Genomic DNA, 24,745 nt, shown 5'->3' on the forward strand with positions numbered 1-24,745 from the left:
AAATAGTCCTCCCTGTCAATATGTATGGCCCCGAGTCGATTCCGGCTCGGGGCCAAATACTGTGCGAACAGAGCCGTCAGGGCTGCTCCCACCCTCCCCGGCACCACCCGGATCGGGCTGCCCCAGCTCCACCGACCTGCTACGACAGGCCGGAGGCAGGGGTCTCTCACCTCCACTCGAATCACACAGCGCCTCACGGCACAAACGAAGTCTGTGCTAGATCCACCATTCAGGCGGACTTGACGATCGACCTACAGTGCGATCGCCGGAGCGGGTCGCTGCTCCTCGTCGACAACAGTTCTGTTCCTTGCCGGAAGCCCGCCGCTGTGGGTGCGTGGCGCGGCTGTGGGAGCTGAAGGCGCGGTCGATGCGGTCCGTGCGAATGGCGCGCGAGATGGCATTGCGCGCACGTGGTTGTCGACATGTGGGGTGGAGGGCGGCTCGACGACCGTGACCTGGACGGTGGAATGTAGGCGAGGGACATCCGTCTCCCTTTGTCCGGAAGGCGGAGCGTCCTTGGGTTCGCCTGCTCCATTGGATCACCGGTAATGTCCCGCGGTTCCCGCCCGCTAATTACCAACGGCGTTCGGGAGGCGGTCCCTGATCTCGGGTAGGCCCTGAGGGAGGCGGCGGGCCATGCTGCGGGCTCCGATCGTCGGGCCCCGGTGAGGTCGGAGGGCGGTCGGCGGGTGGGCGCGGGCGGATCCGGGCGAGCGGGTAGACGGCGCATACCACGATGAAGATGGCGCCGACGATCAGCAGGTCCCTGAGCACCTTGGAGGAGGTCTTCTCCGCGCTCGCGACCGGCGTGGCGGAGGGCGTGGACTGGACACGCCGGGCGGCGAGCACCTGGTCCAGCCGGTCGAACACCGGGTTCGGCGCGTCGGCGGGCACGGTCGCGGTCAGTGCTTTGCGAAGGCTGATCGAGCCGTATCCCGTCTGATCGTCCTTACCGGGCGGCCCGAGGTCCGTGACGGTCGCGATGACCCGTTGAACGATTCGCCGCGCGGACTCATTGGGGAACCTCGAGCGCATCAGGGCAACCGCACCTGACGCCAGCGCCGCGGCCTGGCTCGTCCCCGCACCGTAGTGGTAGAGCCAACCGTCTCCGCCGATGGATCCGACCCCGGCGCCCGGCGCGGAGATCGCGACGTAGTCCTGGCGTTGGGTGCTCTGCCAGGCGTTTCCCAGATGATCGTACGCACCCACCGCGACGACGCCCGGACACGCGGCCGGGTACTCCGGATCGTTGTGCTGATCACCCGAGTTCCCCGCGCTCGCGAGGATCACGGCATCGCGCTGCACGGCATCGATGACGGCGTCCTGGACCTCTGCCGGGCAATGGTTCGGGTCGCTGAGCCCGGCCGCGTCACCCTGCGAGATATTGATGACCTTCGCTCCGTGATCGGCCGCATAGCGAATCGCCGTCGCTTCGATCTCGGAAGTCATGTGGCCGCCGTTCCGGATGGGCAAGATCTTCACGCCGGGTGCGATCCCCAGCCACCCGGCCGACCCGCCGCCCTGAGCCGCGATCAGGGCGGCCATCGCGGTGCCGTGCCCCAGATGGGTATCAGTGTCGGTGCGTCCATCACCTACACCGCCCACGACATCCGTGCCGGGCAGCACGACTTCGGCGAGCTCGGGCAGCGAAGCGTTCACCCCCGTGTCGATGAGGGCCACCGTGACACCATCGCCTCTCGTCAGCGGCCAGACATCGCTCTCGATCCCGAAGGTGTCGAACCACCACTCCTCTTGGTTCGGCGCGGGGAACGCCGCCGCCGGAGCCGCCATCGGCGCGACCAGAATCAGGCCCACCATCGCCGCCGTTGCCACTCGAATCAACTGTCGCACCGACCTGCTCCGATCATTCGCAGCCCCAGAACGCGAGAACGTGCGGTTGGAACCGTGTCCTACCCGCACGACACGACATCGCCAATCGACGTCAGATGGTTACGCACCATGCCGTCGCTCCCAAACCCTGGCCCGTCCTTGGGGGCTCCGGTCCGATTACATCACACGCCTTGCGGGACAATACTTTCCGAATCACTACCACATCCCATGGCGAGCTGGTCACGAACTGCTGCAACCGCTGATGATCGGTCCCCAGCCGCTGCACCATCGGCTGTATCTATTCAGGGCGGCCATCCAGCATCAGCCCGCGCACATACGTTCCGGCCGTCGCCAGCCGATCCTTGCGCATCAACGTGGAAAACACCTCGCCCACAAACGAGTCCAGCTGCTCGCTCGCCTCGGCCAACTCGGTGGCATCCGCCCCAGCATGGTCTCGAGGACCGCGCCGGAACTTGACCCGACACGCCGACGTATCGAAGCCTTACCAAGACTCCGGACTTGGGGGCGGTTCACAGCGCCAGTTGCGCTGTAGCGGCGCGTTTGTGGTGCTGATACCTGCAACGAACCACCTTAGTGAGCTTTGTCGAGATGTATTGGTCTGCTGACGCATTGATGAACCCTTCCTTGTGGCTACCTGATGCGGTCGATCCGTGCGATCTGGCTGCTCGAGCGTGGTCCGGGTGGACGCGGCCGTCGAGTCGGGGTAGCCAGGGCATAGCGGTCTGCGAGTAGGCCCGTTCCGCAGCGGACAGCAGAGGGGCACCGGGCGAGTCGCGGATGTTCCGAATCAGTTGCCAGCGAGTCGATTCGGGCATGCATCCGGCCATAGTCGACAGGGACCGACGGTCGGCTCTCCCTTGACGACGGCCCCTGCCGACGACAGACGCGACCGCCAAGGAGTATCGGACGGCGAGGCCGGTCAGGTGGTGACGCCGTCACCACCTGTGTGACTGTGGCGTCCCTATTGCCAAAGCAAAGACGGCTCTGGCCTGCGGTGCTGACGGTGTCACCACGCTACTTCTGGTCGTGCGATGACGTGTCGCGAATCGGCAGGTGAGCTGCAGAGACAGGGCAACCACAGGTCGTCCACGAGGTCTTTCCAGGCGGCCGGGCGGGGGATCGACACCCCGCCCGGACCGCACTGGAGTTTTACCAGCTTTTCCGCCTTCGGTCGGGGAGATCCGTGTGAACGGGGTCGCTCTCTAGAATGAATCGACCGTGTTCCTCGTTTTCGGGAGTCGCCGCCGTGACCATTCAGCCCGTTCGCCTCTTCGGCGATCCCATTCTGCGTTCGCGTGCGGCGGAGGTCACCGAATTCGATCGTGAACTGCGGCAGTTGGTCACCGATCTGACCGACACCATGCACGATGACGGCGGAGTAGGGATGGCGGCACCGCAGATCGGCGTCGGTTTGCGGGTTTTCGTCTACGACACCGAGGACGCCATGGGGCATCTGATCAATCCGACCTACGAGGTGGTCGGCGCGGAGGAGCAGGTCGGTCCCGAGGGCTGCCTGTCCATTCCAGGAGTGCGCTACGACACGCGCCGCGCGCTGCGGCTGCGAGCCACGGGAGTCGACGTAGACGGTCAACCGGTCGAATTCGCGGCGGGGGGGCTGCTGGCCCGCTGCGTTCAGCACGAAACCGATCATTTGGACGGTGTGCTGTTCATCGATCGGCTCGATCCCGCGCAACGCAAGGAGGCGATGCGCACCATTCGCGAATCCGATTGGTTCAGTGCGGGCATCACCGTGCGCAGTTCGCGCGCGCTGGGTTCGAGCCAGGCCGGACCGTTCGGACGGGGCCGCTGATGCGTATTGTCTTCGCGGGCACGCCGGAACCTGCGGTGCCGTCGCTGCAGCGTTTCATCGATTCGGAGCGGCACGAGGTGGTCGCCGTGCTGACCCGGCCCGACGCGATCGCCGGACGTGGGCGGAAGGTGCAGCGCTCGCCGGTCGGGCGCCTCGCCGATGAGCACGGCATTCCGGTTCTGACGCCCCGGCGTCCCGCCGAACCCGAATTCATCGAACAGCTCACCGCATTGGCGCCCGACTGCTGTCCGGTGGTCGCCTACGGTGCGCTGCTGCCGCAGCCGGTGCTCGACATTCCCCGCTTCGGCTGGATCAACCTGCACTTCTCGCTGCTGCCCGCCTGGCGCGGCGCCGCGCCGGTACAGGCGGCGATCGACGCGGGTGACGAGATCACCGGCGCGTCCACCTTTCAGATCGAGGCGGGCCTGGACACCGGGCCGGTCTTCGGTGTGGTCACCGAGAAGATCGCGGTGACCGATACCGCGGGCGCATTGCTCGACCGGCTCGCCGACAGCGGGGCGATGCTATTGGAGAAGACGCTCGACGGCGTAGAAGACGGGACACTGCACGCGGTCGCACAGTCCCACGACGGCGTTTCCTACGCGCCCAAAGTGCCGGTCGAGGCCGGACACATTCGCTGGGACCAGCCCGCACTGGCAATCAACCGTCGCATCCGCGCGGTCACCCCGGCACCAGGTGCCTGGACCGAGATCAACGGCACCCGCCTCAAACTCGGCCCCGTCTCGATGGTCGAGGAGGTATTGCCAGAACGGACCATCGAGGTCCGCAAGTCCGGGGTCTTCGTCGGCACCGCCACCACCGCGGTTCGCCTCGATCAGGTACAGCCGCAAGGTAAGCGCATGATGGCCGCCCTGGACTGGGCCCGCGGCGCTCGCCTGCAGCCCGGCGCGGTGGTCGAGTGATGACGCCCGAGCGCCGCCCCAACGGTCACAGTGCGGCCGCCGATCCGCGCAGTCGCAAATCCAGCAGGAAATCCGTCGACTCGGGCTGGCTCGCCCGTGCGACATCAGCGAAAAGTGGTGCACAGCAGAAGAATTCGCACTCCGAATCCGACCAGTTCCGCGGCAATGCGCCACGGGCCCGAGTAGAGCGGCCGAATATGACCGAACAACGTAAGTCCTCGGGGGGCGGTTCGCAGCGCAAGGGGTCGGCGCACGGCAAGGGGGCGGCCCGCGGCGACTGGCAGGGCGACGCCGCGCGCGGCGATCGCGGCGGTAGTCGCGCGAATGCCGGGCAAGGGAATCCGGCCGGGCGCGGCGGCGATGCAGTGCGGCGGTTCTCGGACCGGGACGACACTGCACGGACGAGGCAGTCCGAGGGGGGCCGACGAGAAGATCGCTCGGGGACTGCACGTTCCGAGGGAGCATCGGGCTGGCGGGATCGCGGTGCGAAGGACACCGGGGCCGCGGGCGGTGCGCGAAGTGAGAGTCGTTCAGCCGCATCGTCGGGCTGGCACAAAGGTCGGGACAACAAGGGGGCGGCATCGGCCGGTGAGCGGCGCGGGAGTTCGGCGAACCGGAGCGCCCGTTCGCAGGGCAGCGACGGTGCGGAATCCGGCGAACAGCGGCGGAGAGACCGTTCGGATGCGGCGAAGTCCGATTCGTCGGGACGGCACGAGGGACGGTCGGGCAAGCGGGCCGCGAGCGGCGATGAACGCCGGTCGAATCGCGCGGATAGTGCCGCTTCGGGCGGGCGCGGCGGGTCGACTGCGGGTGGCTCGGCTCGGCGTGACACATCGAAAGGCCATGGCCGGCACAAGGATTCCGCCGTGGCCGCGGATCCGGTGCGGCTGGTCGCGCGGGATGTGCTTCGGGCGGTGCGGGAGCGGGAGGCGTACGCGAATCTGGTACTGCCGGGGCTGCTTCGGGAGCGGCGGATCTCGGGGCGGGATGCGGCATTGGCGACCGAATTGACCTACGGTGCCTGCCGTTCGCTCGGGTTGCTCGATGCGGTGATCGCGGCAGGGGCGGGGCGAGCGGTCGAGGAGATCGATGGGCCGCTGCTGGATGTGCTGCGGCTGGGGGTGTATCAGTTGCTGCGCACCCGGATCGGGGCGCACGCGGCGGTGGACACCTCGGTGGCATTGGCGCGCACGGAATTCGGGGCCGGTAAGGCGGGTTTCGTGAATGCCGTGCTGCGTCGGGCGGGGGAGAAGTCCGTCGACGAGTGGGTGGACAAGCTCGCGCCGCGAGATCCGGTGGGACGGTTGGCATTCGAGTTCGCCCACCCGGTATGGATCGCACAGGCGTTCGCGGACGCGCTCGGCGCCCGGGCCGGGGAACTGCGCGAGGTGCTCGCAGCCGATGACGCGCGTCCGATCGTGCATCTGGTCGCCCGTCCCGGCGATATCACCGCCGAGGAATTGGCCCTGGTAACCGGTGGCGAAGAGGGCAAATGGTCGCCGTACGCGGTCTACCTCGACGGCGGCGGTGATCCCGGCAAGCTGGAACCCGTCCGCGAAGGCATGGCGGCCGTGCAGGACGAGGGCAGTCAGCTCGTCGCACTCGCCCTGACCCGCGCGGAACTGGCCGGTCCGGACAATGGTCGCTGGCTCGACCTCTGCGCTGGACCCGGTGGCAAAGCGGCCCTGCTCGGTGCCATCGCCGCAATCGATGGACACCGTGTCGACGCGGTGGAACCGGCCGAACACCGTGCCGAACTCGTCCGCAAGACGGTCCACGACCTACCCGTCGACGTGCACGTCGCCGACGGCCGCGCCAGCGGACTCACGCCCGGCTACGACCGCATCCTGGTCGACGCACCCTGCACCGGTCTCGGCGCGCTGCGTCGCCGCCCAGAGGCCCGCTGGCGCCGCACCCCCGCGGATGTCGCCGAACTAGTCGTCCTGCAGCGCGAACTCCTCGCCGCCGCGTGGGATCTGCTGCGCCCCGGTGGTGTCGTCCTCTACTCGACCTGCTCACCCCACCTCGCGGAGACCGTCGCGGTGGTCGCCGATGCCGCCCGCCGCACCGGTGCCATCCAACTCGACACCCGCGACCTGCTCCCCGGCGTCACCGATATCGGCGACGGCCCGAGCGCGCAACTGTGGCCGCACCGCCACGGCACCGACGCCATGTTCCTCGCGGCATTGCGCAAACCAGTCGAATAACACCGTCCCCGGCACCGCTGAAGCGGGCGGTGCCGGGCGATTCCACGCGCCGGGTTCCACGGCGGTGCCGTCTGCATCACCTGGCCTGCACTGCCGCCTGTTGAAGTGTTGAGCAACTGGCCCTAAGGAAGTGCGGGGAACTCGGGCGCGGGTGATTCCTCGGCGGGTTCTACGGCGGTGCTGTCCCGGAGCATGTGCTCTGCACTGCCGCCTGTTGAAGTGTTGAGCAACTGGCCCTAAGGAAGTGCGGGGAACTCGGGCGCGGGTGATTCCTCGCCGAGTTCTACGGCGGTGCTGTCCTGCAGCATGTGCTCTGCACTGCCGCCTGTTGAAGCGTTGAGCAGCCGCCCCCGAGGAAGTGCGCGAAACGTAGGCGGTGTATGGACGGGGCCGCAGCCGAAGTGACATTCGTCCAAGACGTCAGCGGGTCGACGCCGCAGACTGGCCCCATGGCGATGACGTGGCACCAGGTGGTGGCCCTGGCGACCGAACTTCCCGAGGTGGCGGAATCGACATGGTGGCGCAGCCCCGCGTTGAAGGTGGGTGGCAAGGGGTTCGCGCGGCTGCGCTCGGAGGCCGAGGGCGGGCTCGCGCTGGTGTGCGAGATGGCGGAGAAGGAGGCACTGCTCGCCTCGGGCGATCCCACCTTCTACACCACCCCGCACTACGACGGATATCCCCACATCCTCATCGATCTCGACCGGATCGACCCCGATCAACTGCGCGAGATGCTCGACGCCGCATGGTGGCTGTCGGCACCGGCGAAACTGCGAAACCAGCGGGCACGCTAATTCGCTGGTCACCGGCTCGCCAGTGCCGCAGCCGCGACCCGAGCTTTCAGTCGCGGGCCGACTGCTCACGCAGGCGGGCAAGGGTTTTCGCGAGAATGCGCGAAACGTGCATCTGCGAGATGCCCATGCGCTGGGCGATCTGGGTTTGCGTCATCGATTCGAAGAAGCGCATGGTGAGGATGCGGCGCTCGCGCTCCGGGAGTCCGTCGAGCAGCGGACGGATCGCGACATATTCCTCCACCCGGTCGAATTGGGATTCCTCCTCGCCGAGGGTGTCGAGCAGCGATGCCTCGGTATCGCGGCCGAGTGAGGCGGCGTCGATCGAACTCGGCTGGTAGGCATTGCCCGCGATGACGGCCTGGGTCACCTCGTCGGGATCCACATCGAGTTCGGCGGCGATCTCCTTCGCGGTCGGGGAGCGGCCCAAGGATTGCGAAAGCGAGTCGATGGCGGCGCCGATACGCAGATGTGTCTCCTTCACCCGTCTCGGCACCCGCATGGCCCAGGTGTTGTCGCGGAAGTAGCGACGCACCTCGCCCATGATGGTCGGCACCGCGAAGGACAGGAAGTTCGAGCCGCGGGAAATATCGAACCGGTCGACCGCGTGCACCAACCCGACCCGCGCCACCTGGGTGAGGTCGTCGAACGGCTCACCGCGACCGCTGAATTTGCGGGCGATGTGATCGGCGAGCGGAATGCAGCGGCTGATCAGCTCGGCGCGCAACGCACTGTGCCGTGCGCTGCCCGGTTTGGCGGCGGCGAGCTGCTCGAACAGCGCACCGACATCGTCGTAGCCCGTGCCGGATGCCTGCAGGGTTTCGACTTCCTCTGCGGCTTCTTCGGTCAGCACGGGTTCGACATCATCGTCCTGCTCGGTATCGGACACGGTGTTCTCGTCCGCCACTACGCTTTCCCCCGGACCCGACGGAACTCCACCGTCGTCGGATATCCGGAAACGGCGACGTCGTACGGATCCTGTGTTGCCTGTACATCATCGGTGAGGGTACGCAGCACATGCCAGCCGAAGCTGCGCTGATCCGGCAGCCCCTCGGTGGCGGCGACCCCGGTGACCCGGACGAGTAGTTCGGTGTCGCCGATGGTGAACCTGCAGTGCAGGCTCGTCTCCGGCGCCGCGACCGCGATCAGCGTCGAGCACACCTCGTCGACGGCCAGCCGGATATCGGCCACCTCGTCCAGGGTGAAATCGCTGAGCAGCACCAGTGTTTCGGCGAGCCCACGCACGATCGGCAGCTGCGTCACCGACGCCGCCACCCGAATCTCCACCGGGGTGCTGTAGAGCCCCTGTTCCGCCGAAATGTTGATCACCCTATGCAGGCTACCCACTCTCGGCCGGGGCAACCCTAGGTACCGGTAAGCTCCCGCGATGTGTCCACTTCGACGTTTAAGCGCCCCACCACGCCGATGATCGCTCCGTCCATCTTGTCCGCCGACTTCGCGCACCTCGCTGACGAGGCAAAAGCGGTGCATGGCGCCGACTGGTTGCACGTCGATGTGATGGACGCACACTTCGTGCCGAATCTCACTCTCGGACTTCCGGTGGTCGAAAGTTTGTTGAAGGCCACCGATATTCCGCTCGACTGCCATCTGATGATCGAAGATCCGGGCCGCTGGGCCCCGCCCTATGCGGAGGCGGGTGCGCATAACGTCACTTTCCACGCCGAGGCGACCGACGATCCGATTGCGGTGGCGCGCGATATTCGCGCGGCCGGTGCCAAGGCGGGACTTTCGGTGAAGCCGAATACGCCGATCGAGCCGTATCTGGAAATCCTGCGCGACTTCGACACGCTGCTTGTGATGAGCGTGGAACCCGGCTTCGGCGGACAATCGTTCATTCCGCACGTGCTGGAGAAGGCCCGGATCGTGCGTCGGCTGGTGGACGCCGGTGAACTGCGTTTGATCGTGGAGATCGACGGCGGTATCAATGCCGATACGATCGAGGCGGCCGCGGAGGCGGGTATCGATTGTTTCGTCGCCGGATCCGCGATCTACAACACCGACGACCCGGCGGCGACCGTCGAGAAACTGCGGCAGCGGGCCGCGGCACTGCGCGCGGTCTGAAACCCCTGACGGGCCGAATCCTCTAGCGGGCGGGCGCTTTCCGGCTGCCGAGCGCTCGCGTCGCCTCGATCACCGCGCTGAGCGGTGGCAGGTTCGTCGCGTTCTCCGGCGGCTGGATCCAGGTGCGATAGCCGGTGCGCTCATCATCGGGTGAGGGGAGCACAACCTGGCTGCCGGTGCAGGCGACGGTCGCGTAGAGCCGGAACAACTCCGCGGAGACGGCCGTGCTGAGGGTGTCGGGCCGGGCCGGGCCGGTGATGAAGGTCCAGCGTCGTGCCCTCGGGTGGTGCACCACCGGCGCGGCGATCTGCGCCTGCGTCAACTCTCGCTGCACCTGTTCACCGAGATCGGCGGGCATCGTGATGGCGCCGTAATGGGTTCCGATATGAAGTAGGATGCGGCGCGAGGTCGGGTCGATCGATGCGGGCATATGAAATTCGCGCCGGTACTGCACACAGCGAACTTCCAGCGTCGAATCGACAAGAGTGGTCACGCGACACCCCCATTAGTGTCGAACTTGATTTGTCCCACTGTGCTGTTTCCTGGCTTCCTCGAGTGGTGGATTTCCTGGTCGAACTCGCCGGACTGCGTCGCAGGCCCGGGGCGAACCGTTCCGCACTGAACTGCTCGGGACGAAGTTGAACGAGAGGAATCAGCTGCGTAACAATCTTGCGACCGTTTTCTCGCCCGCGCAAGGTTTCGGTGTAACTGTGTCGCCAGTGGGTACAACGTTATGTTCGACACTATGCGCGACGGATGAATTCGCGTCGCGCTGTTCCACAAATAGGAATGAACAATTATCGTCGGCGGGTAAACGGCGATATTTTCCGCACGGCCGTGCATTATTTCGTTTCGAAAAATAATTGACGCTGGTTCGGTGTGTTCCGGGGTGCCCTGTGGTCTGCTTCTGGCCCGAGTTGCCGAGCCGAGGTCTCGACTGGCCGCTGGACGGAACCACGCTGTCTTCTACGACCCGGCGTCGTTACCCTGGGCAGGGACCGGTGCCGACGGGAATAGTCGCCGGACCCCGGCTGTTCCGCAACCGTAGAAACGACGCGACAGGGAGTCAAGGCATGTTCACAGGCATCGTCGAGGAGCTCGGCGAAATCGTCGCCACCGAGGAGCTGGCCGACGCCGCTCGTTTGACGATCCGGGGCAAGCTGGTGACCTCCGATGCCGGGCACGGCGATTCGATCGCAGTCAACGGCGTCTGCCTGACCGTCATCGACGTGGTCGACGGCGACTCGTTCACCGTCGACGTCATGCAGGAAACATTGAACCGCTCCAGCATCGGCGGACTCGGCGTTGGTTCGCGGGTCAATCTCGAACGCGCGGCCGCGTTGAACAGCAGGCTCGGCGGCCACCTGGTGCAGGGCCATGTCGACGGCACCGGCACCGTGCTCGCGCGCACACCCTCGGAGAACTGGGAGATCGTGCGGATCTCGCTGCCGGACGCGATCGCCCGATATGTAGTGGAGAAGGGTTCGATCACCGTCGATGGCATCTCACTGACCGTCTCGGGCCTCGGCCTCGCCGACGCACCCGCCGCCGACGGCAATCGCGACTGGTTCGAGGTCTCCCTGATCCCGACCACCCTGTCCATGACGAACCTCGGCACCGCCGCCGTCGGGACCAAGGTGAACCTGGAAGTCGACGTCATCGCCAAGTACGTAGAGCGCCTGCAACAACGCGGGTGAGCAGCGGGTAAACGCTGTGCTGGATCTGGCGTTCGCGCTCCGGCGACCACCACGGAGCGAGTCTTACGAGCGAACACGCAGCGCCGCAGGCGCTGCAGATCCAACACAGTAGTGTAGTGAGGCACCTATTTCGAGATGGAGCACAGCAGACGTGACCAGGTTCGACAGCATCGAGCGCGCAGTCGCCGATATCGCCGCCGGTAAGGCGGTTGTCGTCGTCGACGACGAGGACCGCGAGAACGAGGGCGACCTCATCTTCGCGGCGGAAAAGGCGACCCCCGAACTGGTCGCCTTCATGATTCGCTACACCTCCGGTTATATCTGCGTGCCGCTCACGGGTGATGACTGCGATCGTCTCGGCCTGCCCCCGATGTACGCGCAGAACCAGGACAAGCACGGCACCGCCTACACCGTTTCGGTCGATGCCAGGGAGGGCGTCACCACCGGTATTTCCGGCGCCGACCGCGCCACCACCATGCGACTGCTCGCCGATCCGAATGCCAAGGCCGACGATCTGACCCGTCCTGGTCACGTTGTGCCGTTGCGCGCCAAGGAAGGTGGCGTGTTGCGCCGTCCCGGCCACACCGAGGCCGCGGTCGATCTGGCTCGGATGGCCGGACTGCAGCCCGCGGGTGTCATCTGCGAGATCGTCAGCCAGAAGGATGAGGGCCATATGGCTCGCACCGAGGAGTTGCGTGTCTTCGCCGACGAGCACAATCTGGCCCTGATCTCCATCGCCGAGATGATCGCCTGGCGGCGCAAGCACGAGAAGCAGGTCATCCGGGTCGCCGAGGCCAGGATCCCCACGGCGCACGGCGAATTCAAGGCCGTGGGCTATCAGAGCATCTACGACGATGTCGAACACGTCGCCCTGGTGCGCGGTGATATCGAAGACGGCGATGATGTGCTGGTTCGGGTGCACTCGGAATGCCTCACCGGTGACGTCTTCGGCTCGCTGCGCTGCGACTGCGGTCCGCAGCTGGACGCCGCGCTGGAGATGGTGGCCCAGGAGGGGCGCGGTGTGGTGCTCTATATGCGCGGGCACGAGGGGCGCGGCATCGGGCTGATGCACAAGTTGCAGGCCTATCAGCTGCAGGATTCCGGCCACGACACCGTCGATGCGAATCTGGAGCTCGGCCTGCCCGCCGACGCTCGCGACTACGGCACCGGTGCGCAGATTCTGGTGGATCTGGGCATCCGGTCCATGCGCCTGCTCACCAATAATCCGGCCAAGCGTGTCGGACTCGACGGCTACGGGCTCAAGATCACCGAGCGGGTGCCGATGCCGTTGCGCGCCAACGCCGAGAACCTGCGGTACCTGCGCACCAAGCGGGACCGGATGGGCCACGATCTGATCGGGCTGGACGAGCTCGATCTGGGCGAGACGGCGCAGTGATTTCCTATCCCGAGTATTCGCACCCCCACACAGCCTGGAAAGGCGGTATTCGATGAGCGGCACCGGCGTACCCAGCTTCGAGCTGTCGGATGCCAAGGACCTCAAGCTCGGCATCGTCGCCTCGCGCTGGCATACCCAGATCTGCGACACCCTGGTCGCGAATGCGGAAAAGGTGGCCAAGGACGCGGGCGTCGAGCACATCACCGTGGTGCGGTGCGCGGGCGCGATGGAATTGCCGGTGGTGGCCCAGGAACTGGCCCGCTCCCATGACGCGGTGGTCGCGCTCGGCGTGGTGATCCGCGGTGGCACACCGCATTTTGAATACGTCTGTGACGCGGTGACCGCCGGTCTGACCCGGGTATCGCTGGATGCGGGCACGCCGGTCGCGAATGGTGTGCTCACCACCAATAACGAGCAGGAGGCGCTGGACCGGGCCGGATTGCCCGGTTCCGCCGAGAACAAGGGCGAGCAGGCCGCCGCGGCAGCGCTCGACGCCGCGCTGACACTGCGCGCGCTGCGGCCGTAGGCCATGCCGGTCGTGCGCATTTGGCGTAGGCGCCCCGGCGGCGGGGCGGGTTCGGCTGCCGCACCGGGACAAGACGATTGGGAGCTCGAGGTGCGGCCCCGTCGCGCGGTTCGGACTGCTCGGATCGTGGCGGTGCTGCTCGTGGCCGGTTTCACGGCGGGCGGCATCTGGTTGCGCCACGGTTCGACGGGCGTGAACTTCCGGTTCGCGGACCAACTCGCGATGATCGGCATCGGCGTACTCGGCGCCGCGGCAGTGCTGCTTTTGACCCGGCCGCGGGTGCGCGTCGGCAAACGCGGAGTCTCGGTGCGCAATATCCTGGGCGACACCGAATTTCCCTGGGAGTACATCCGCGGCGTCTCGTTCCCGGACCGAAAGTCCTGGGCCCGCCTCGAACTCATCGACGACGATTACGTCCCACTGATGGCGATCCGCTCCAACGACAAGGAACGTGCGGTCGAAGCGCTGGACAAGCTGCGGGAACTGGGCGCGAAATACACTGCCGCACAGGAGTGAGCAGCGACGTCAGCGGTCCGGGAGTACTACCCTCGCACTGTATGGCATCCGAAGCCGAGTCCGCGCCGAACATTTCGGGCTCGAACGGCACAGTGACCTGGCGCTCGATGGCGGCCCACTGCGCTATCCGATGCTGCGGACCGGATAGCGCCACCGCAGTCGGTCAGTGGGTGTCGCCGAGGACGGCGCCTTCGCGCCTCGGGTCGGCGCCGCCGATCCAGCCGTCGGACCCGTCGCGCTGCAATGCGCTGAGGCCGCTGGATTGGGGAGCGACCGAGACCTGATGGCCGAGTTCGCGTAGGCGTAGCACGAGTGGGTCGTGATCGCCGTTATCGGTGGCGTTGATGGCGGGATGTTCGCCGCCGACGCCGGTCACCGGACCGTTTCCGGCGCCGAAGGCGACTCCGGAGACCGCCTGCTGCGGGTCGAGGCCCCAGTCCAGCACGCCGATCAGGGCTTTCACGACGAACTGGATGATCACCGAACCGCCGGGGGATCCGACGACCTGGGTCAGATCGCCACGGGAGCCGTCGGCATTGTGGTCGAAGACTAGGGTCGGGCTCATCGAGCTGCGCGGCCGCTTACCCGGCTGCACGCGGTTGGCGACCGGGGCGCCATCGGTGCCGAGCGGGTCGGCGGAGAAGTCGGTGAGCTGGTTGTTCAGCACGAATCCGTCGACGAGATGGAATGATCCGAAGGCCGATTCGACCGTGGTGGTCATCGAGGCGGCATTGCCGTACTTGTCGACGATCGAAATATGGCTGGTGCCGTGCTCGGGTGGCTGCGGGCCGACACCGACCGGAACCGGGCCGAAATCGCCGGGTTGGGCAGTGCCCATGCTGTGGCTGGGGTCGATGCGGCCGGCACGCTGCTTGAGATAGTCCCGATTGAGCAGGGTCTGCGGCGAATTACCCGGCAGCGGAATGAAATCCGTATCGGCGACGTATTTGTTGCGGTCGGCGTAGGCCAGCCGCTCGGCCTCGGAGATGAGATGCACGGCATCGGCCTTCGGCTTACCGCCATTGCGATCGATATTGTCGGGGCGCAGCGCGGCCAGGTCGTAGTTCTCCAGGATGCCGAGGGTGGCGGCGACGGTAATGCCGCCCGAGGACGGACTCGGCATACCGCAGATCTCGTGCGTGCGATAGCTGGTGCACAGCGCGGTCCGCTTCTTGGCCTGGTATCCGGCGAGGTCGTCGACGGTCATCAGGCTGGGAGTGCGCCCGCCCGCGGCGGAGTCGGCCGCGTCGACGAGGTCATGGGCGATCGCGCCGGTGTAGAAGGCGTTCGCACCGTCGCTGGCGATGGCGTTGAGGGTTTTGGACATGGCCGGATTGGCCAGGACCGTGTCGGCCCGCTTCGGTGTGCCGTCCGGGTTGAGGAAGTAAGCCTTCGCGGCCTCGTCAGCGGCCAGATCCTTGGCCGATTCGGCGATCTGGCCCGCCAGGCGCGGACTGATCGGGAAGCCCTGATCGGCGAGGCCGATGGCCGGGCTGAACAGATCCCGCCAGGTGGTCTTTCCATGGTCGCGATGCGCCATTTCCAGCATGCGCAGGACGCCGGGCACGCCGATCGAGCGTCCGCTCGCCCGCGCATTCGGCTTCGGCTCGGTGCGATCGGTATCGCTGACCCAGCGCAGGTAGTTCTCGGTGGCGGCGGCGGGTGCGACCTCCCGGCCGTCGTAGGCCTCCACGCTCTTGCTCGCCGCATCGTAATAGAGCAGGAACGCGCCACCGCCGATGCCGGAGGCCTGCGGTTCCACCAACCCGAGCACCGTCTGCGCCGAGATGAGCGCATCCGCGGCCGTACCGCCATTGCTGAGCACCTCGCAGGCGGCCTTGGTGGCCAGCGGATTGGCCGTCGAGACCGCGTAGGTCTTGGTGCGCACCGCCGTCATCCCGGACCGGTAACCGGTCGCGATCTCGGGATTGGTACTCAGATCCTTGGTCGCACCGGGCGTCGCGCCCGCCGAGGTCGCGACCACCGGGGTGCCGTTCGGCGTTGCCGCACACGCCGCGTTCGCCGGTTTGTCCTCGGACGAACATCCGCTGACAACGCCGACGATGAGCGTGAGCGCCGCCGCGGCGCTGACCCAGGTTCCTCGCGTGCGACTCATGGACGGCACTGTATCGCCGATCGCCGACCCTCGCGGGAATTCCGGCGCTGTCGGCTCCCACCAGTGGTAAGCCGGATGCACAGGCGTCGAAAATGCCTCGCGGACAAGTATTCTCCGCAGGTGCTCGCTCGAGCGAAGTCCCGCCGATGATCACGGTCGGTACGCTGGATCGAGTGGCGATCGAGGCGGTGCTGTTCGACTTCTCCGGCACGCTGTTCCGGCTGGAGCCCGATGAGACCTGGGCCGGCATGGTCGGACTCGACGGCGAGCCCCTGGACCAAGTCGCCATCCTCGAACGGATGACCAGGCCGGTCGGTGATGGCGCACGGTTCGACGCCGCGGGCCGGATTGCGTGGGAGCGGCGGGATCTGGATCCAGCGATGCATCGCAAGGCCTACTTCGAGGTGCTGCGGCAAGCCGGGGTGCCGACGCCTGCGCTGATCGAGCGCTTCTACGACCGGCTGCTGGACCCGCTGTCCTGGACGCCGTATCCCGACACCGGTGCCGTTCTCAAAACCCTGGCGGCACAAGATATTCCGGTCGCTGTGGTGAGCAATATCGCCTTCGATATCCGGCCGGCGTTCGCCACCAACGGCTGGGATCGGCTCATCGCGGCGCATGCGCTGTCGTTCGAGGTCGGCGCGGTGAAACCGGATCCACGAATCTTCCTGGCCGCGCTGGATCAGCTCGGCGTGCGCCCGGAGTCGGCGCTCATGGTCGGTGACAGCGCCGAAGCCGATGGTGGTGCCGTGGCCGCGGGCTGCGCTTTTGCGCTGGTCGATCCCGTGCCGACGGCGGATCGTGCCGAAGGGCTGCTCGATGTCCTGCGGCAGTTCGAACTAACCTAGCGGTTGCTCTGTGACCTGTGACACACTCTCTGTGTCCTGAATGTCGATGTCTCCGCGCTGAATTAGCTTGCTGTGAGGCCCAACACATCGCGGGTGTGCAGGCTCGACGGGAGTGGCCATGGATGCTGAGGCGTATTTCGAATCTTCTACCGTGCCAACCGCGCGACCGATCGCGCTGCCCGAAGCGGTTCGGGAGGCCAGGGAGGCGGCGTCGGGACTCGCGGGCTTCGGCCTCGCCTATTCGGTCGTCATGGGCCTGATCGGCACGGACGAGGCGGCCGGATCCGCAGCCCTGCAATTCGGCTGCAGCTGGCTGCTCGCCCTCACCGTGTGCTGGTTCGGTCGTGGGCCGCTGGCACGTCGGGTCGCGATCGGGCTGGCGGTGCTACAGGCCGTCGCGGTGCTGCGGGTGCATGTCGAGGCGGTCCCGGATTTGGCGGGGGTGGTCGTCGTTCTCTTCACGCTGGGTGCGTCGGTGACGATCGTCCATCAGCTGTGGCAGCCGGAAGCCAAGGCCTGGTTCGACATTCGGGTCACCGCCGCCGAGCGCTGAACATATCGAATCACACCGGCTGTGCGGATGGCTCGACCGTCGCGACATCGGAGGATGCATTGTCGGATCGAGCGTAGCGCTGTGCGAGAACCGTGCAGGTCAATAGCTGGATCTGGTGGAAGACCATGAGCGGCAACACGATCAGGCCGACCGGATGTCCTGCGAACAGGACCGAGGCCATAGGGAGGCCGGTGGCCAGGCTCTTCTTCGAGCCGCAGAACACGACGACGATCTGGTCGGGACGGGAGAAGCCGAGGATGCGGCTGGCGAAAGTGGTCATCGTCAGAACTGCGGTGAGGATGCCAGCGCACACCGCGACAGTAGCCAGCAGTGCCCGCGGCGAAATGCCGCTCCAGATATGTTCGACCATCCCCGCGCTGAAGGCGGCATAGACGACGAGATACACCGAACCGCGATCGACCGTCCTGGTCAGCGCGGCATGTCGCAGCAGCCGGACCATCCTGGACCGCAGCAGCTGACCGGCTAGGAACGGCAGCAGCAGCTGGACCACGATCGCGAGAATCGCGGCGAGGGAGACGGTGGCGTTGCCGGTGGTGTCCATCAGCAGCATTACCAGCAGCGGCGTCGCGAAGATACCGATCAGATTCGACAGTGACGCGCTGACCACCGCACCGGCGACATTGCCGCGGGCAATCGAGGTGAAGGCGATCGATGATTGCACGGTCGAGGGCACCAGGCAGAGGAACAGTACGCCGGTGTAGAGGTCATCGGTCAGTACCGACGGCGCCAGGAGTCGCAGTGCCAGACCGATCAGCGGGAAGATCAGGTAGGTCGCGGCCAGAACCGCCGAATGCAGCCGCCAATGCTGCAACCCGGCCAGCGCCTCGCGGGGTGTGAGCCGAGCGCCGTAGAGGAAGAAGAGCAGGCCGATCGCGATCTTGGTGATCCAGTCGAGCACATCGGCCGCGGCACCGCGCGCAGGCAATAGTGCCGCCACTGCCACGCTGACCAGAATGCCGAGCATGAACGCGTCGATACGTAGTTTGGCGAAGAACCTCACCTGTCGACGGTATGGTGCTGGTGACTGATCGCGATAGGCGTTGGGTTCGATATCTGTAAACGCAATCGGTGATAATTAGCGGTGTGTTCGAACCCGAGTTGCTGCGGACCTTTCTTGCCGTCGAACGCGCGGGTGGTTTCACCGCGGCCGGTCGCATCCTCGGCCTGCGTCAGTCCACCGTCAGCGGTCATATCGCCCGCTTGGAGAAGGCGGCCGGGCGCGAACTGCTCCGCCGAGACACCCGCAACCTCGCGCTGACCGCCGACGGCGCGGCCATGGTCGGCTTCGCCCGCACCATCCTCGACGCCCAGGGCCAGGCCGAGCGTTACTTCTCCGACTCGACCCTGACCGGCCTGATCCGCCTCGGCGCCGCCGATGACGTAATGGCCCGTGAGCTGCCCGACGTATTGTTCGAATTCCAGCGCACCCATCCCGGCATCGATCTGGAGCTCACTGTCGGCCTGAGCGAAAACCTCAAAACCCGGATGGCGACCGGCGAACTCGACCTCGTCGTCGGTAAGCGGCTGCCGGGTGAACGCCACGGCGAACTGCTCTGGCGCGACCGCCTGGTGTGGGCGGGCCGTTCGGCCGCAATCGAATTCGACGATCCGGTACCGCTGGTCACCTATCCGCCGCCCAGCCTCACCCGCCGCGTCGCGCTGCAGGCCCTCGAACGCGACGCCCGCACCTGGCGGGTGACCTGCACCAGCGATAGCCAACTCGGTCTGCGCGCCGCCGTCCTGGCCGGTCTCGGCGTCATCGTGCACGCCGAAACGCTGCTCCCGGACGGCCTCGTCGTCCTGCCCGCGCACCGTCTGCCGGAGCTCGGCGAACTCGAATTCGTGCTGATGCGCCGTCACACCCGCCCGTCACCACCGCAGCGGGCGCTGTGCGACGCCATCATCGCCAGTGCGCGCCGCTTCTCCTGAGCCGAGCCACCGCGACCGGCGCACCCGTGCGTATGTGTCGGGGGCGGTCGATAGGCTTGGATTCGTGGCAGATCCCGCGACCTACCGGCCGAAGCCGGGCACGATCCCCGTTGAACCCGGTGTCTACAAATTCCGGGACGCACACGGGCGTGTGATCTATGTCGGCAAGGCGAAGAGCCTGCGGAGCAGGCTGAATTCGTACTTCGCCGATGTGGCTTCGCTGCATCCGCGGACCAGGCAGATGGTCACGACGGCGGCGAGTGTCGAGTGGACCGTGGTCTCCACCGAGGTGGAAGCCCTTCAGCTGGAATACAACTGGATCAAGGAGTTCGATCCGCGATTCAATGTGCGCTATCGCGACGACAAGTCGTATCCGGTGCTCGCGGTCACCTTGAACGAGGAGTACCCGCGCCTGTTCGTCTATCGCGGCGCGCGCAAGAAGGGGGTGCGCTACTTCGGGCCCTACGCGCACGCCTGGGCCATTCGGGAGACCCTTGACCTGCTGTTGCGGGTATTCCCCGCGCGCACCTGTTCCAATGGAGTCTTCAAGCGGCACAACCAGATCGGCCGTCCGTGCCTGCTCGGCTATATCGACAAATGCTCGGCCCCGTGCATCGGGCGGGTCGACGCCGATGAGCATCGGCGGATCGTCGAGGACTTCTGCGACTTCCTGGCCGGGCGTACCGATCGCATGGTGCGCGACCTGGAGCGGCGGATGCACGATGCCGCCGAGGAGTTGGATTTCGAGACCGCCGCCCGCCTGCGTGACGATGTCCAGGCGCTGCGGCGGGCACTGGAGAAGCAGGCTGTGGTGCTCGGGACCGGCACCGACGCCGATGTGATCGCCTTCGCCATCGACGAGTTGGAGGTCGCGGTGCAGGTCTTCCATGTCCGCGACGGCCGGGTACGCGGCCAGCGCGGCTGGGTGGTCGACAAATCCGGCGATGCCATCGACGGCCATGCGGCCGGTGGCGAGGTCGCCGCGCTGGTCGAGCAGTTCCTCACCCAGTTCTACGGCGAGCAGGTGGCACAGGCCGAACAGGGCGGGGACGAGCAACCGGCCACGGTGGTGCCGCGCGAGGTGCTGGTACCGGAACTGCCTGCCGACGCCGAACAGGTTCAGGAGTGGCTGAGCAAACTACGCGGGTCGGCAGTGCGGCTGCGGGTACCGCAGCGCGGTGACAAGAAGGCACTCGCCGAAACCGTGCAGCGCAACGCGATGGAGGCGCTGGCCCAGCACAAGCTCAAGCGGGCTGGCGATCTGACATCGAGATCAGCTGCGCTGCAAGACATTCAAGATGCCCTCGATCTGGACAGTGCACCGCTACGAATCGAATGTGTGGATATCAGCCACGTGCAGGGCACCGATGTAGTGGCCTCGCTGGTGGTGTTCGAGGACGGCCTGCCGCGCAAGTCCGAGTATCGCCACTACACCATCAAGGAGGCCGCGGGCGAGGGCCGCTCCGACGATGTCGGCAGCATCGCGGAGGTGACCAGGCGACGGTTCTATCGGCTACGTCGCGAACGGGACGAGCTGGCGGCCGAGGAGCCGATATCCGGTGTGGAGAACGGACCCGCCGATCAATCCGGCGACGACCTCGAACTCACCTCGCGGCCCGGTATCGACCCACGCACCGGCCGGCCGCGGAAATTCGCCTACCCGCCCAATCTCTATGTGGTCGACGGCGGTGCACCCCAGGTCGCGGCCGCCGCGGAGGTCCTAGACGAACTCGGCATCACCGATGTCGCGGTGATCGGCCTGGCCAAACGACTCGAGGAGGTGTGGGTGCCGGGGGAGAGCGATCCGGTGATCATGCCGCGCAATAGCGAGGCGCTATATCTATTGCAACGGGTGCGCGACGAGGCGCATCGCTTCGCCATCACCTTCCACCGCAGCAAACGCTCCCGAAGGATGACCGCGTCCGCACTGGACTCGGTGCGCGGTCTCGGCGAGTCCCGCCGGACCGCGCTGGTCACCCACTTCGGGTCGGTGGCCAAACTGAAGGAGGCCACGGTCGAGCAGATCACCGAGGTGCCCGGCATCGGTGTGGCCACCGCGAAGGCCGTTTTGTCCGCGTTGCGGGAGGAATAAGACACCTACGTTGTGTGTCTGCGCCCGATACCGGAACCGGTGCGGGATGATCGACAGGCACCCTGACAAAGATCCGGTAGGACATGACACGCGTCGAATCGAACAACAGTGCGGGCAGCCCGCGGTCGACCGCTGGGCGGACCGGCCCCGCGGGCTCCCTCGGCGCACCTGTCGAACGTGGCGACGGCAATCCACCCCAGCCGCAGGTCGAAGTGGTGATCGTGACCGGCCTATCCGGCGCGGGCCGCGGTACCGCGGCCCGCGTACTCGAGGATCTCGGCTGGTATGTCACCGATAACCTGCCGCCGGAGCTGATCGGGCGGATGGTCGAGCTGGGCGCCTCCGCCGATCCGCCGATCCGCAGGCTCGCCCTGGTCATGGATGTGCGAAGTCGCTTCTTCACCGGCGACCTCTCGGCCGTCACCGAGCAGCTGCGATCCTCGGGGGTGCCGACCAGGATCCTGTTCCTGGAAGCCTCCGATGACGTGCTGATCCGGCGTTTCGGCTTCGCCCGCCGCCGTCATCCGCTGCAGAGCGAGAGCGCCGACGGTACGCTCTCGGCGGGCATCGCCGCCGAACGGATTCGCCTTTCCGCCGTGAAAACGGCGGCCGACCTGGTCATCGACACCACCGAGCTGTCGATCCACCAGCTGCACCGCAAGTTGGAGGAGGCCTATGGCGGCGGGGCGCCGACTGCGCTGCAGCTGACGGTGCAGTCGTTCGGATTCAAGTACGGGGTTCCGCTCGATGCGGACATGGTGTTGGATGTGCGTTTTCTACCCAATCCGCATTGGATACCGGAACTCCGTGAGCATTCGGGACAGGAGACCGTGGTCAGCGAGTATGTATTGTCGCGTCCCGGCGCGGCCGATTATCTGAGCACTTGCCACCACCTGGTCGACCTGACGACGAATGGTTACCGCCAAGAGGGGAAGCGATACATGACGGTGGCAGTGGGCTGCACCGGAGGCAAACACCGCAGCGTGGCGATAGCCGAAGCGCTCGGCGAACTCATCGGATCACAGACCGCCGAATCCGGACCCGCCGATGTCGTGCGGGTCGTGCATCGGGATCTGGGGCGCGAATGACGGGGTGGGAATCGGATCCCGCCATTGTTGCGCTCGGTGGCGGGCATGGCCTGTATGCGACGCTCACCGCGGTGCGCCGGCTCACCAGGAAGATCTGCGCCGTGGTCACCGTCGCCGACGACGGCGGTTCGTCGGGCAGGCTACGCTCCGAACTGGGTGTGCCGCCGCCCGGTGATCTACGCATGGCCTTGGCGGCGCTGGCTGCGGACGGCGACGATGTCTGGACGCGCACTGTGCAGCATCGATTCGGCGGCACCGGTGCGCTGGCCGGACATTCGGTCGGCAATCTGATCCTCGCGGGTCTGACCGAGGTGCTCGGCGATCCGGTCGCCGCGCTCGACGAGGTCGCCAAGCTGTTGCGAATCACCGGTCGCGTGCTGCCCATGTCGCCCATCGCGCTGGATATCGAGGCGGATGTCTCTGGGCTGGAAGCGGATCCGCGGGTGAGCCGCTGCATTCGCGGCCAGGTTGCCATCGCGACTACGCCGGGTAAGGTGCGGCGCGTGCGGCTGATTCCGTCCGATCCGCCCGCCAGTCCGGAGGCAACCTCGGCCATCGAACACGCCGATGTCGTTGTGCTCGGCCCGGGTTCCTGGTTCACCAGCGTGATTCCGCATGTGCTCGTGCCCGAATTGCGTGACGCGCTGGTCTATACCAGGGCGCGCAAGGTGCTGGTGCTGAATCTCGCCGCTGAGCCCGGAGAAACAGCGGGTTTCTCCGCAGAGCGCCATCTACATGTATTGTCCCAGCACGCACCGGAATTCGTGGTCGACGAGGTACTGGTCGATTCCGGGTCCGTGCCGGAGGGTCGCGAAAGAGAACATGTGGCCAGGGCTGCCGAACAATTGCGGGCACGAGTAACCTTTTCCGATGTCGCCGAAGCGGGCACCGACCGGCATCACCCCGGAAAGCTTGCCGCCGCACTGGATCAGCTGATCCGGCAACCTCGGCCACATATGGCAGGGCTTCGAGTCGAGGGACGGCACATGGGTCAGGATGTGCGTTCCGGGTTGGGTGGAAAGGAGCGCGTCTCGTGGCGATGACAGCCGAAGTGAAGGACGAGCTGAGCAGGCTCACGGTCTCGCAGGTGAGTTCTCGCAAGGCGGAACTGTCTGCGCTGCTGCGGTTTGCGGGCGGCCTGCACATCGTCGGCGGGCGGGTGATCGTCGAGGCCGAGGTGGATATGGGCTCCATCGCGCGCAGACTGCGCCGGGAGATCTTCGAGTTATACGGCTACGGTTCCGATGTGCACGTGCTCGGCGCGGGCGGCCTGCGCAAGACCTCGCGCTATGTGGTGCGGGTGTCCAAGGAGGGTGAGGCGCTGGCCAGACAGACCGGGCTGCTCGATGTGCGCGGCCGTCCGGTGCGCGGCCTGCCGGCGCAGGTGGTCGGCGGCAGCATCGGCGATGCCGAAGCGGCTTGGCGCGGAGCGTTTCTCGCGCACGGCTCACTCACCGAACCGGGGCGCTCATCGGCACTCGAGGTCAGCTGCCCCGGTCCGGAGGCGGCGCTCGCGCTCGTCGGTGCGGCTCGGCGGCTCGGCATTACGGCCAAGGCGCGTGAGGTGCGCGGCACCGATCGGGTCGTGGTGCGCGATGGCGAGGCGATCGGCGCACTGCTGACCCGCATGGGTGCGCAGGATACCCGGATCGTCTGGGAGGAGCGCAGGCTGCGCCGCGAGGTGCGGGCCACGGCGAATCGCCTCGCCAATTTCGACGATGCGAATCTGCGCCGTTCGGCCCGCGCGGCGGTCGCCGCGGCGGCGAGAGTCGAACGCGCACTGGAGATCCTGGGCGATGAGGTGCCCGACCATTTGGCCGCGGCGGGCAAGCTGCGGGTGCAGCACCGCCAGGCGTCGCTGGAGGAACTGGGCCAGCTCGCCGATCCGCCGATGACGAAAGACGCTGTGGCGGGCCGGATTCGACGGTTGCTGTCGATGGCGGACCGCCGGGCCAAGGAGTTGGGGGTACCCGATACCGAATCGGCCGTCACCGCCGAACTGCTCGACGAAGCGTAAGCCGAATCGCCGCCCCGAGACTGGGCGGCGATTCGATTCGACCGGACGGTGCATGTCAATGCGTGTTGCGTCGAATATCGGTGGCATCCGCCCGGCGGTGCAACGAGCTGGTAATTGGGATCGCCACCGCCGAGTTACCCGACAACCATGAATTCGATGGACAACGAGGCGATCGACGTGAGTCCCGTGCCGGCCTAGTTGACCACCACGGAGCGAGTCTTACGAGCGACCGTTCGCGGCCCGTCTCGCGTCCGAGTCGTCGAAGCGCATGCGCCGAAGGCGCGA

Annotated in this window: 24 protein-coding genes; 16 read left to right on the top strand and 8 right to left on the bottom strand. The window is 66.6% G+C overall.

Features of this window, described 5'->3' with window-relative positions; translation table 11 throughout:
- Positions 1–573: 573 nt before the first annotated feature.
- The 3 genes from ABZW16_RS33835 to ABZW16_RS33845 all read right to left on the bottom strand — a co-directional run bounded on the left by ABZW16_RS33835 (position 574) and on the right by ABZW16_RS33845 (position 2,257).
- On the bottom strand, positions 574–1,851 hold the full coding sequence (locus ABZW16_RS33835; protein ID WP_354960179.1) for a S8 family serine peptidase: 1,278 nt from the start codon (positions 1,849–1,851) through the stop codon (positions 574–576).
- A 91-nt stretch (positions 1,852–1,942) separates the two neighbouring features.
- Positions 1,943–2,119, bottom strand: a complete 177-nt coding sequence (locus ABZW16_RS33840; RefSeq protein WP_354960180.1) for a transposase — start codon at positions 2,117–2,119, stop codon at positions 1,943–1,945.
- Positions 2,120–2,128: 9 nt separating this feature from the next.
- Entirely contained in the window at positions 2,129–2,257 is a 129-nt protein-coding gene (locus tag ABZW16_RS33845; protein ID WP_354960181.1) for a hypothetical protein, read from the bottom strand.
- A gap of 840 nt (positions 2,258–3,097) precedes the next feature.
- Between ABZW16_RS33845 and def the strand changes: the two genes are divergently transcribed.
- From def to ABZW16_RS33865, 4 genes are all read left to right on the top strand, one after another.
- On the top strand, positions 3,098–3,661 hold the full coding sequence (gene def / locus ABZW16_RS33850) for a peptide deformylase (protein WP_354960182.1): 564 nt from the start codon (positions 3,098–3,100) through the stop codon (positions 3,659–3,661).
- Positions 3,661–4,584, top strand: a complete 924-nt coding sequence (gene fmt, locus ABZW16_RS33855) for a methionyl-tRNA formyltransferase (RefSeq protein ID WP_354960183.1) — start codon at positions 3,661–3,663, stop codon at positions 4,582–4,584. The genes def and fmt overlap by 1 nt, the downstream gene beginning before the upstream one ends.
- An 866-nt stretch (positions 4,585–5,450) precedes the next feature.
- Positions 5,451–6,791 (top strand): RsmB/NOP family class I SAM-dependent RNA methyltransferase, encoded by a 1,341-nt coding sequence (locus ABZW16_RS33860; RefSeq protein WP_354960184.1) that lies wholly within the window; start codon positions 5,451–5,453, stop codon positions 6,789–6,791.
- Between the two features lie 449 nt (positions 6,792–7,240).
- Entirely contained in the window at positions 7,241–7,582 is a 342-nt protein-coding gene (locus ABZW16_RS33865; protein WP_354960185.1) for an MmcQ/YjbR family DNA-binding protein, read from the top strand.
- 46 nt (positions 7,583–7,628) lie between these two features.
- Here ABZW16_RS33865 and ABZW16_RS33870 read toward each other — a convergent pair whose 3' ends face one another.
- Positions 7,629–8,432 (bottom strand): SigB/SigF/SigG family RNA polymerase sigma factor, encoded by an 804-nt coding sequence (locus tag ABZW16_RS33870; protein WP_354960199.1) that lies wholly within the window; start codon positions 8,430–8,432, stop codon positions 7,629–7,631.
- A gap of 53 nt (positions 8,433–8,485) precedes the next feature.
- Positions 8,486–8,908: an anti-sigma factor gene (locus ABZW16_RS33875; RefSeq protein WP_354960186.1), complete on the bottom strand. Its 423-nt coding sequence runs from the start codon at positions 8,906–8,908 to the stop codon at positions 8,486–8,488.
- 96 nt (positions 8,909–9,004) lie between these two features.
- On the opposite strand from ABZW16_RS33875, the gene rpe reads away from it, so the two are divergent.
- Positions 9,005–9,661, top strand: a complete 657-nt coding sequence (rpe, locus tag ABZW16_RS33880) for a ribulose-phosphate 3-epimerase (RefSeq protein WP_354960200.1) — start codon at positions 9,005–9,007, stop codon at positions 9,659–9,661.
- A gap of 22 nt (positions 9,662–9,683) precedes the next feature.
- Here rpe and ABZW16_RS33885 read toward each other — a convergent pair whose 3' ends face one another.
- Positions 9,684–10,154, bottom strand: coding sequence for a hypothetical protein (locus ABZW16_RS33885; protein ID WP_354960187.1), 471 nt, complete (start codon positions 10,152–10,154; stop codon positions 9,684–9,686).
- Positions 10,155–10,734: 580 nt separating this feature from the next.
- Here ABZW16_RS33885 and ABZW16_RS33890 point away from each other — a divergent pair.
- The 4 genes from ABZW16_RS33890 (at position 10,735) to ABZW16_RS33905 (ending at position 13,796) form a co-directional block, all read left to right on the top strand.
- Entirely contained in the window at positions 10,735–11,358 is a 624-nt protein-coding gene (locus ABZW16_RS33890) for a riboflavin synthase (RefSeq protein WP_354960188.1), read from the top strand.
- Between the two features lie 151 nt (positions 11,359–11,509).
- Positions 11,510–12,754: a bifunctional 3,4-dihydroxy-2-butanone-4-phosphate synthase/GTP cyclohydrolase II gene (locus ABZW16_RS33895; protein WP_354960189.1), complete on the top strand. Its 1,245-nt coding sequence runs from the start codon at positions 11,510–11,512 to the stop codon at positions 12,752–12,754.
- A 52-nt stretch (positions 12,755–12,806) separates the two neighbouring features.
- Complete coding sequence (gene ribH, locus ABZW16_RS33900) at positions 12,807–13,280, top strand: 6,7-dimethyl-8-ribityllumazine synthase (protein WP_354960190.1); 474 nt, start codon at positions 12,807–12,809, stop codon at positions 13,278–13,280.
- 3 nt (positions 13,281–13,283) lie between these two features.
- A complete protein-coding gene (locus ABZW16_RS33905) occupies positions 13,284–13,796 on the top strand; it encodes a PH domain-containing protein (protein WP_354960191.1) in 513 nt (170 codons plus the stop codon).
- Positions 13,797–13,959: 163 nt separating this feature from the next.
- On the opposite strand, the gene ABZW16_RS33910 is transcribed toward ABZW16_RS33905, so the two are convergent.
- Positions 13,960–15,912, bottom strand: coding sequence for a gamma-glutamyltransferase family protein (locus ABZW16_RS33910; RefSeq protein WP_354960192.1), 1,953 nt, complete (start codon positions 15,910–15,912; stop codon positions 13,960–13,962).
- Positions 15,913–16,058: 146 nt separating this feature from the next.
- Here ABZW16_RS33910 and ABZW16_RS33915 point away from each other — a divergent pair, with 146 nt between their 5' ends.
- Both ABZW16_RS33915 and ABZW16_RS33920 read left to right on the top strand, forming a co-directional pair.
- Complete coding sequence (locus ABZW16_RS33915; RefSeq protein ID WP_354960193.1) at positions 16,059–16,760, top strand: HAD-IA family hydrolase; 702 nt, start codon at positions 16,059–16,061, stop codon at positions 16,758–16,760.
- Positions 16,761–16,911: 151 nt separating this feature from the next.
- On the top strand, positions 16,912–17,313 hold the full coding sequence (locus ABZW16_RS33920; RefSeq protein WP_354960194.1) for a hypothetical protein: 402 nt from the start codon (positions 16,912–16,914) through the stop codon (positions 17,311–17,313).
- A 10-nt stretch (positions 17,314–17,323) separates the two neighbouring features.
- Here ABZW16_RS33920 and ABZW16_RS33925 read toward each other — a convergent pair whose 3' ends face one another.
- Positions 17,324–18,334: a bile acid:sodium symporter family protein gene (locus ABZW16_RS33925; protein WP_354960195.1), complete on the bottom strand. Its 1,011-nt coding sequence runs from the start codon at positions 18,332–18,334 to the stop codon at positions 17,324–17,326.
- A gap of 74 nt (positions 18,335–18,408) precedes the next feature.
- Between ABZW16_RS33925 and ABZW16_RS33930 the strand changes: the two genes are divergently transcribed.
- The 5 genes from ABZW16_RS33930 to whiA all read left to right on the top strand — a co-directional run bounded on the left by ABZW16_RS33930 (position 18,409) and on the right by whiA (position 24,460).
- Positions 18,409–19,263 carry a LysR family transcriptional regulator gene (locus ABZW16_RS33930; RefSeq protein WP_354960201.1) on the top strand — a complete coding sequence of 285 codons (855 nt, stop codon included), beginning with the start codon at positions 18,409–18,411 and terminating at the stop codon, positions 19,261–19,263.
- 64 nt (positions 19,264–19,327) lie between these two features.
- Positions 19,328–21,355: an excinuclease ABC subunit UvrC gene (gene uvrC, locus ABZW16_RS33935; protein ID WP_354960196.1), complete on the top strand. Its 2,028-nt coding sequence runs from the start codon at positions 19,328–19,330 to the stop codon at positions 21,353–21,355.
- Between the two features lie 83 nt (positions 21,356–21,438).
- Complete coding sequence (rapZ, locus tag ABZW16_RS33940) at positions 21,439–22,443, top strand: RNase adapter RapZ (protein WP_354960197.1); 1,005 nt, start codon at positions 21,439–21,441, stop codon at positions 22,441–22,443.
- Positions 22,440–23,486 (top strand): uridine diphosphate-N-acetylglucosamine-binding protein YvcK, encoded by a 1,047-nt coding sequence (yvcK, locus tag ABZW16_RS33945; protein ID WP_354960198.1) that lies wholly within the window; start codon positions 22,440–22,442, stop codon positions 23,484–23,486. Before rapZ ends, yvcK begins: the two co-directional genes overlap by 4 nt.
- The gene (gene whiA, locus ABZW16_RS33950) at positions 23,477–24,460 is read left to right on the top strand and encodes a DNA-binding protein WhiA (RefSeq protein WP_040692075.1); all 984 of its coding nucleotides are present in this window, start codon (positions 23,477–23,479) and stop codon (positions 24,458–24,460) included. Before yvcK ends, whiA begins: the two co-directional genes overlap by 10 nt.
- Positions 24,461–24,745: the final 285 nt, after the last annotated feature.

The sequence above is a fragment of the Nocardia sp. NPDC004604 genome, from assembly GCF_040609795.1.
In the GTDB taxonomy this organism is placed as follows: Bacteria; Actinomycetota; Actinomycetes; order Mycobacteriales; family Mycobacteriaceae; genus Nocardia.